Origin of the sequence: Photobacterium sp. BZF1 (assembly GCF_014349205.1) — a bacterium.
GTDB lineage: Bacteria > Pseudomonadota > Gammaproteobacteria > Enterobacterales > Vibrionaceae > Photobacterium.
This window is the reverse complement of record NZ_JACSOF010000001.1, coordinates 104,851-113,970: the sequence shown is the minus strand read 5'-3', so window position 1 is coordinate 113,970 and position 9,120 is coordinate 104,851. Positions and strand designations below refer to the sequence as shown.

Annotated in this window: 7 protein-coding genes; 2 read left to right on the top strand and 5 right to left on the bottom strand. The window is 47.6% G+C overall.

The annotated features are described in order from the left end of the window. Both BIZ37_RS00510 and BIZ37_RS00505 read right to left on the bottom strand, forming a co-directional pair. Nucleotides 1-560, bottom strand: a 560-nt coding sequence (locus BIZ37_RS00510; protein WP_187459846.1) for an iron chelate uptake ABC transporter family permease subunit, incomplete at its 3' end; no start/stop codon positions are given. 37 nt (nucleotides 561-597) lie between these two features. Next, entirely contained in the window at nucleotides 598-1,521 is a 924-nt protein-coding gene (locus tag BIZ37_RS00505; protein ID WP_187459845.1) for a siderophore ABC transporter substrate-binding protein, read from the bottom strand. 312 nt (nucleotides 1,522-1,833) lie between these two features. Between BIZ37_RS00505 and BIZ37_RS00500 the strand changes: the two genes are divergently transcribed. Both BIZ37_RS00500 and BIZ37_RS00495 read left to right on the top strand, forming a co-directional pair. Then, nucleotides 1,834-2,757 (top strand): LysR family transcriptional regulator, encoded by a 924-nt coding sequence (locus BIZ37_RS00500; protein ID WP_187459844.1) that lies wholly within the window; start codon nucleotides 1,834-1,836, stop codon nucleotides 2,755-2,757. Between the two features lie 151 nt (nucleotides 2,758-2,908). After that, on the top strand, nucleotides 2,909-4,906 hold the full coding sequence (locus tag BIZ37_RS00495; RefSeq protein WP_187459843.1) for a TonB-dependent receptor domain-containing protein: 1,998 nt from the start codon (nucleotides 2,909-2,911) through the stop codon (nucleotides 4,904-4,906). A 76-nt stretch (nucleotides 4,907-4,982) separates the two neighbouring features. On the opposite strand, the gene BIZ37_RS00490 is transcribed toward BIZ37_RS00495, so the two are convergent. The 3 genes from BIZ37_RS00490 to BIZ37_RS00480 are packed head-to-tail and all read right to left on the bottom strand — an operon-like array spanning nucleotide 4,983 to nucleotide 8,899. Next, nucleotides 4,983-5,828, bottom strand: coding sequence for a DmsC/YnfH family molybdoenzyme membrane anchor subunit (locus BIZ37_RS00490; protein ID WP_187459842.1), 846 nt, complete (start codon nucleotides 5,826-5,828; stop codon nucleotides 4,983-4,985). 1 nt (nucleotide 5,829) lies between these two features. Next, a complete protein-coding gene (locus tag BIZ37_RS00485; protein WP_187459841.1) occupies nucleotides 5,830-6,447 on the bottom strand; it encodes a DMSO/selenate family reductase complex B subunit in 618 nt (205 codons plus the stop codon). A gap of 10 nt (nucleotides 6,448-6,457) precedes the next feature. Continuing rightward, nucleotides 6,458-8,899, bottom strand: a complete 2,442-nt coding sequence (locus BIZ37_RS00480; RefSeq protein ID WP_187459840.1) for a DmsA/YnfE/YnfF family dimethyl sulfoxide reductase — start codon at nucleotides 8,897-8,899, stop codon at nucleotides 6,458-6,460. Between the last annotated feature and the right edge of the window lie 221 nt (nucleotides 8,900-9,120).

Sequence of the window (9,120 nt, the reverse complement as noted above, 5' to 3'; positions counted from 1 at the left end):
AGATATAGGAATTCGTAATTGCCTTGCAGCACCGAGGCAAAATTGGCGACAGTCCAAGCCGACATGGTTTGAACCAAGTCATAGCGATAGGCAATAAAGGTGGTCATTGCCGATATTACGTTGCCATACATGATACCGATAAGCGGAACCAAAACGGCATTCTTGAACTGCAAGCGCTGTAGGAACTGTACAAAGACCAAAGTACCAACTAGCGCGAACGTTAGAATGACCCCAAGGCTAACCCAGCGATTAGCACCAGCGAAGAAGACAATACCCAGCACATAGCCCAACATTGCGCAATCAATGGTACCGGTTGTCGATGGGGCAGCGAATCTGTTTTGACAGACCTGCTGCATGATCAGGCCTGCGACACTAAGGCCGGCACCTGCAAGGCAAATAGCGAGTAAACGAGGTAAGCGACTGCCAAACAGAATAGATAAGGTATGTTCATCGCCGGCTAGAAAGCTTTCCAAACTGATATTGGCGACACCAATAAAGAGCGAAAAGGCCGCGAGTGGGAAAAGGGCAACTACAGCCCAGAGTAATTTTTTATTATGCATGGTAATGATGCCCGGCCAATGCCGGGCTTATTGGTTGTTATTGAGTAGACGTTACCGCTTTTCGTGCATCATCAATCATGATTTCGGTGGCGTTAACACCCGCGATAGTCAGGTACCATGCACTTGGGTTCAGGAACACAATGCGGTTGTTTTTATAGGCTGGAGTGCTTTTAACTAGTGGGTTATCAAACAGCTGCTGTGCTTTACCGGAGCTTTGGCCAATTGCGCTCTCGCGATCTAGAACGAACAATACGTCAGGAGCGGCATCGGCGATGAATTCGAATGAAATCAGGTTGCCGTGAGGGTTTTGCGTATCAGAAGTGCGGGCAGGTTCGAAACCGAACTCGTCAAACAATACTGAAAAGCGGCTTACTTCACCAAACATAGATACGTTGTTGCCGTTGTTCATGACTGCCAGGGTTTTCAGGCCTTGTGCTTGAACTTGCTCGCGTACTTCAGCCATTTGGGCTTCAGTTTCTGAGATCAGTTGCTCGGCTTCTGCTTCTTTGTCGAAGATTTTGCCCAGCATACGCCAGTTGCTCTTGGTATCTTCCCAGTAGTTACCGTTCTCGACAACGTGCATAACAGTCGGCGCAATTTGTGATAGCGTCGGGTAGGCGTCAACCATGCGGCTTTCTGCAATGATCACATCCGGCTTCAATGTGAAGATCTGCTCGAAGTTAGCTTCTTTCATGCTGCCGATAGACGTTGCTGTTTCACTGTAACTTTCAAGGTATTCAGGCAATAGGGTTGTTACAGCACCAACGGGTTCGATGCCCAAACGGTTTAGTGTATCTAGGCTACCGTGACCGCCAACCACCACGACGCGTTGCGGGGTTTGCTCAATGGTTGTCGAGCCTAAGGAGTGTTGAACCGTCACTGATTCTGCAACAGCCGGGAAGTTGAAAGCCATTGCACCGACAAGAAGTGCAGATTTTAACGCAGTGGAAAAGCGAGTCATAACGAACCTTGTAAACTTTAAGCTGATTGAAAGCTGATAAGTGCAATCTAATCACAAATGAGAATAATTTTTATTGATATTACTCATGAAAGGGGCATAAATCATAGTAATATTAATTTTTATTTACACTCTAAAGCGTTGAAAGCTATTTGTAGCACAGTTCATTTGGTCCACGGTATTTTGACTTTGAATAGTGACTATTCGAAAATTGAATATGAAATCTATCTGTATTCAGATTTCAAGTGATGTGATTTTGAAGTTTATGAATCCAGGCAAAAGAGCGGTGTTTATAGCGGAAAGTGTCGTTGAATTATGAAGTTATGCCAAATTGACATCAGTCACCTAATCGTTCTAAAGCACTTGCTGGAGCGAAAACATGTTTCGAATACTGCCCAAGCATTGAACATCAGCCAACCATCAGTGAGCCGTTCATTGCAAAAGTGCAGGGCACTGTTCAATGATGACTTACTAGTCCGGTCAAGCTATGGGTATGAATTAACGCCCAAGGCCGAAATTGTAAAGACAGAGATCAGCTCGATGTTGGCTTCGTTGGATCGCTTGGTGCACGACCAGGAATTCGATCCGAAGAGTTGTGAGAAATCCCTTAAGATATTTGGCCTAGTGCCACAAATTAATTGGTTAATGCCCAAGGTATTTCAACACCTAAGAGAGCATGCTCCGTTGTTGACCCTCGAGATAGATACGGTACCTCAGCGCCACTTTGATGCTCTTATCGCAGGGGATGTACATTTTGTGTTGTCGACCCAGCAACCCCCGTCATCGGAGCAAAATATCTACCGCAGTTTCATTGCGTCCCGTGATTTCAGGTTGTTGATGAGTGCAGATCACCCAATGGCAGGGCAAGAACTTACCCCTGAAAAACTGGCCGAATGCCAGTTCGGGCAAATTTCATTGCATGGTGATCGCAACTTATCGATAGAGCAGCGCTTCCGGGATTTGGGGTTGTCAGATAGGAACAAACCGGTTTCAACGCCTCTGATGCTGACAAACTTCAACGTTGCTCCAGCAATGGCAGAACACTCTGATGTGATATTCCATCTGCCAACCCCCTTTGCCGAAGAAACCTGCATCAACCGAAATCTAGTAACTCGCCCTGTGCCTGAGGGGCTTAAATCGCCTTACCAAGATGTCTATCTTTACTGGCATAAGCGATATCACAATGATGAGCTTTGTATGTGGGTAAGGGATATCATCAAGCAACTGCATACAAGCTAAAATGTGAATTTATGGCCGCATGATTATTTAAAAAGTGAATAATCACAATTCAAAACCCGAATGGAACTTGTATTGCCATTTCTATGAATAATGTGTCTAATGCGAATCATTATCATTATGTTTGGCTTTATAGTTCTATATAGGGACGTTTATGTATTCCAGCACCACTTTCATTCGTAAGCCTCTGGCTGCAGCCGTTGCTTCTGTGTTTATCTCCATGCCTGTTTACGCGGACTTTGATCTTCAGGAAGAACAAACCGATGAGCAAATGGTTGTTACAGCAACACGAACTGAAACAACGCTAGCAAAAGCGCCAGCTTCGATCGCGGTTGTAACAGAAGAAGATATTTTGTCTGAGCCGAGCCTTGCACTGAATGACTTGGTAAAAGATATTGCTGGTGTAGAGAGCCAAATGGACGGTGGCCGAGCAGGCCGTGAGATGATTTCGATTCGTGGCCTTAATCCTAAATTCACCATGATTTTAGTTGATGGCCGTAAACTCAGTTCATCAAATGCCATTTTCCGTGGTAATGACTTTGATTTAGCCGCTATTCCGAAGGAAAGTATTGAGCGAATTGAGGTGATCCGCGGCCCTATGTCTGCGCTATATGGCTCAGAAGCACTGGGCGGCGTGATTAACGTGATCACCAAAAAGCCAACCAATGAGTGGAATTCTCAAATCAGCGGTGACTATAGCTACCGTGATGACGACAAGGGTGGTGAATACTCGGCAGGATTTAATACATCCGGTGCATTGATTGATGATGAACTGTATATGTCATTCGCGGTTAGCCAAACAGGTCGTGATGCGTATAGTGCTTTCTCTGGTACGGCGCAGGATCGTAATGGAAACGATTACGACCGTTCTCAAGCGACAACGCTAGAAGAACGCGACACGTTAGCGGTTAGCGGTAATGTTCTATGGTATATCAATGATATGCACGATATCGCGTTTGATTTCTCGTACACCGACGATGACCGTGAGGGCATCATAGAATCAACCGCTGGTCTTACTGACTCGGAATCACGTGTTAAGCGTGATATGCAGGCAATAACCTACAACGGTATGTTTGATTGGGGTGAGGCACAGCTTCGCTATAACCGTGATGCAGTTTCAAGTGTTGATGCAGCAGAAATTGATACTGGCGTGTCGGACATTGATGAGACCAACCAACAAGTCTACGGCCATGGTACGACTTATATTGGCAGCCATACTTTGACTTTCGGCGGTGAGTGGAGTTATTCAGAGCTTGAAAACCCTGAGAGCCTGACAGAAACAGGTAAAGCGGATGTCCATGAACAAGCATTGTTCGTGCAGGATCAGTGGGAGATCAATGACTCTTATACACTGACATACGGTACACGCCTTGATTTTCACGAAGCCTACGGTAGCCATTGGAGTCCACGAGCTTATTTGGTGAACACCGTAACCGATAAACTGACACTGAAGGGTGGTGTTGGTTCGGCATTCAATGCGCCGACGCTGCTGCAAACTTCAGAAGAGAATGTTATTAACAGCTGTAAGGGTGATTGTCAGGTTGTGGGTAACCCGGATCTCGACCCGGAAACCAGTGTTAGCTACGAAGTATCTGCAATCTACAACGAGACTTCGTGGAGTATTGAAGCAGGTCTGTTCCGTAATGACATCAAGAACCTGATTGACCAAGATCGTGACAATGCAGTGGGTACGTCACCTGATGGCCGTGATATTTTCACCTACAAAAATATCAATAAAGCCATGACGCAGGGCTTGGAGCTGACCGGTCGTTATGATGTTACTGAATCTATTCAGCTAAACGGTGCCTATACGTACTTAGATACTGAAGATAAATCTACCGGTAAAGCCCTTGAAGATCGCCCTGATCACCAAGCGAATGTGCGCGTTACTTGGTACGCGACAGATTATCTGGATACCTTCGTGCGAGTGAACTACACCGGTGAAGCACTGATTGATAACACTATTGATCTTCATCGCTCTAGTTTCACCACAGCCGACTTGGGTATGAATTACCTAATTAACAGTGATTGGCGTCTACGTGCAGGGGTACGTAACATCACCGACGAGCAGTTTGATGAATTCGATGTTACCCAGCGTGGTTACTCTATCGAACCACGTAGCTGGTACTTGGGTATGACAGCTAATTTCTAATCATGGATTAGAGCCCAAAATAAACGGGAGCCTGAATAAGGCTCCCGTTTTGTTTTGGAGAAACTAGTTATTGAGTTTAAATGCCCACTGTCATATGTAGTCCGTAGAAGATACCGCGGCCTACCAATTCTGATAGCAGCACCAAACCAAAGCTCAATACCATCACAGGCACGCCCGGTCGGCTGTTCATCAGGTTAGGGATAAACCATACCGCGAGCGCGCCGAGCAATAGACCGACTCGGATGACCTGCAACTGCGCCATGTTAGGAATTAGCTCAGAAGCCGTAGTGATTGAGGTCTGGATATCCCCCAGGCCGATTAGTTGGCTGACTAAGGCTGTCAGGCTAATTGCTACCGCCAAAGAGCCAACAAACGGCAAGATGCGATCCAGAGTTGCCATCTTGTGCTGTGAGCCAGTAAGCAGCAGGTGGCCGAAGATAAGGCCAGACGTCAGCATCGTCATCACAAACGCAATCGGGGTATAAACAGTATTCCAGGTCGGGACTGTATCAAGGAGATACAGTTTGATCATGGAATACATAAAGGCGATACCCACTAGCATACCCGCCGCGAGCAGTAGCTTGCGTAGGGCTTCGTTGCCTTTGTCCAGCACCTCAAGCAACCAGTAACCACCACCTAGGGCAAAGAACACGCTACCAGTGAAGATTTCGTTGGATAACCAAGAGCTACCGACCTGATTAAGGGCATTAAATGCTCGCAGCGGGCTGCCAAGGTGCATGGTTGATGCCGCAAAACCCATGCCCATCAACACCCACAGGAAGAACATTACCTTGTGCAGGCGGTCACTAACACCGACGCAAAGGTTGCCTTTGAGGATCACGCCGCCAAGCAGCAGATAGGCACCGACAGCCGTTTGTGCCAACACCGTAAACAAAATCAGGGGCCATTCATGCCAAGCCATCTTATACCTCCTTAGGGTTTGCTAGGAAACCGCTGCGATCGCCGGTCGGGCGGGCATGACGATTTGGTTTAATGACAATGTTTGGTTTGGTTTTCAGTGACGATGGCAGCGGCGCGACATCTGCGTTGGTGCCGTATTTCTCGCGCAATTCATTGATCGGGCCGAACTCCAATGCACGCAGCGGACAAGAGCCGACACAGATTGGTTCAAGGCCCTGACCAACACGCTCGTAACAGCCGTCACACTTGGTCATATGACCTTTTTCTGCGTTGTATTGAGGCGCACCGTAAGGACATGCCATAGAGCAGTATTGGCAGCCGATGCAGACATCTTCGTTGACCACTACTAAGCCGTCTTCTTTACGTTTGTGCATCGCGCCTGATGGGCAAACCTTGGCACAAGCAGGCTCGTCACAGTGGTTACAGGCAATAGAGAGGTAGTAGGAGAACACATCTTGACGGAAGGTTTCGCCTTCTTTTACCCAGTTGCCTCCGGTGTACTCGTAGACACGGCGGTAGTTGACGCCGACATCGAGATCTTTGTTGTCTTTGCACGATAGCTGGCAGGTTTTACAGCCGGTGCATTTGCTTGAATCAATATAAAAACCGTATTGTTTCATGGTTTATACCTTATGCCTTATTCACCAGTTGTACTTCCACCAGGTTGGTGTGCTGCGGGTTGCCTTTCGCCAGCGGGCTAGGGCGTTGGGTGGTCAATACATTGATACAGCCGCCGTGGTCTACTTTCTGGCCATCTGGGGCATACCAAGCACCTTCACCAAGGGCAACAACACCCGGCATCATTCGAGGGGTGACTTTGGCACTGATGTGTACTTCACCGCGATCGTTGAAGATACGGATAAGGTCGCCATTCTTGACGCCGCGTTGTTCGGCATCAATAGGGTTCATCCACATCTCTTGCGGAGCGGCTTCTTTGATAATGTCGACATTGCCATAGGTTGAGTGGCAGCGTGCCTTGTAGTGGAAACCCGTTAGCTGTAGTGGGTATTTGCTACGGTTCGGATCATCCCAACCTTCAGCTGTTGATACATACACAGGAAGCGGATGGATAACATCACCTTCAGGCAGTTCCCATTCCTTGGCGAGGTTGGCCAAGCGCTCAGAATAGATTTCCACTTTGCCCGATGGGGTCGAAAGCGGGTTCTGCTCTGGGTTATCCCTAAAGGCTTTATAGGCAACGAAGTGGCCGTTTGGATCTCGGCGTTTCACAATGCCTTGTTTTTTGACTGTTTCAAAATCAGGCAGGGAAGGATCGTTCTCTCTTGTTAATTTGTAGAGGTGTTCCAACCAACCTTGCTGATCGCGACCTTCGGTGAATTCTTTCTCAATACCTAGGCGCTTGGCAATTTCAGAACACATTTCATAAATGCCACGCGCTTCGAATTGCGGCTCGATCGCTTGGTCGGCATAGATGAAGTAAGGCATGTTGGCAGCCTTGGTATCCATACAGAAGTCGGCTTGCTCAGAAGTGGTCAAATCCGGCAGCAAGATATCCGCATACTTGGCTGATGAAGTCATGTGGTTATCAATCACCACGATCATTTCACAGGCTTTGTCGTCCTGCAGGATTTCATGGGTACGGTTGATGTCTGAATGCTGGTTGATCAGGCAGTTACCCGCATAGTTCCAGATAAACTTGATTGGCACATCGAGTTTATCTTTACCACGAACGCCATCTTTGGTGGCTGTCATCTCTGGCCCACGCACAATTGCATCGGTCCAAAGGAACATGGAAATTGATGTTTTGACTGGGTTCTCTGGGATCGGGAAGCGGACAAACGGAATATTATAGTCAGATTCACGAGCGCCGGTGCCACCACCATTGATGCCAAGGTTACCTGTTAGCAACGCCAGCATGGCAATAGCGCGGGAGGCGATTTCACCGTTGGCGGTTCGCTGTAGGCCCCATCCCTGGAAGATAGCACAAGGTTTGGCTTGGCCAATTTCACGCGCCAGTTTGACGATGATATCGACCGGAATACCCGTAATCGGTGATGCCCATGCTGGTGTTTTTTCGATGCCATCTTCACCTTTACCAAGAATGTATGACTTGTAGTCAGAGTTGGCTGGGGCTGAAGCTGGCAAGGTTTTTTCATCGTATCCGACGCAGTATTTGTCTAGGAATGGTTGGTCGACCATGTTCTCAGTGATCAAGACATGGGCAATAGCGGCAACCAAAGCCGTGTCAGTGCCGGGACGGATTGGGATCCACTGATCTTCGCGGCCACCTGCGGTATCGTTGTATCGCGGATCGATCATGATCATCTTGGCGTTGGATCGTGCTTTGCTCTCCATCAAGTGATGGATCAAGCCGCCGCCAGACATACGGGTTTCTGCTGGGTTGTTACCAAATTGGACAATAAGCTTGGTGTTTTCCAAATCGGAGAAGCTGTTGTTGCTTGCCCATCCGCCGTAGGTGTAGTTTAAGCCGGCGGCGATTTGTGCAGTTGAGTAGTCACCATAGTGATTTAGGTAGCCACCTGATAGGTTCATCAAACGAGCAATCAAAGTACCGCCCGGTGGCCAAGACTTAGTGACTGTACCACCTAGCGTGCCGGTGCCGTAATTGAGGTATACGGCTTCGCTACCATAGTCTTTGCGGATACGGGTTAGGTTGTTAGCGATTTCATCATAGGCTTCTTCCCAGCTGATTCGCTTGAATTTACCTTCACCACGCTTACCCACCCGCTTCATTGGGTATTTCAGGCGGTCAGGGTTGTATACTCGGCGGCGCATAGAGCGGCCACGCAAACAGGCACGAACCTGATGGCTACCGTATTCGTCATCACCGGTATTGTCGGTTTCCACCCATTTTATCTCACCGTCTGCAACATGCATCCTTAATGGACAACGGCTACCGCAGTTAACGGTACAGGCGCTCCATACGACTTTTTCTTCGGAAGGGGTCGTTGCAGCAGCAACAGGGGATGATTTGAAGGGTAGGGAAATACTACCGGCAACGGCTGCTAGTCCACCTACTGCAGACGTCGATTTCATAAAATCACGACGGCTGAAGTTAGGAGAGAGGAGCTGTTTGAGCTTATTTTTCATAGCACGACATTCTCTTGATTTTCGTTATTCACACTACTTTCGAGGTAGAGTTCTATCGAGATAATCGTCTGGGCGCTAATAGCTAGCTTTGTTTTCTATCAATAAACGGCGCAGATAAATCCAATGGCAGCATAAAATGTAACGGAGTGTGATATTCATCATACAAAAATGTAGGATGTAAATTACCTCTTACATATCAGTATTTTATGTAATGATACTTA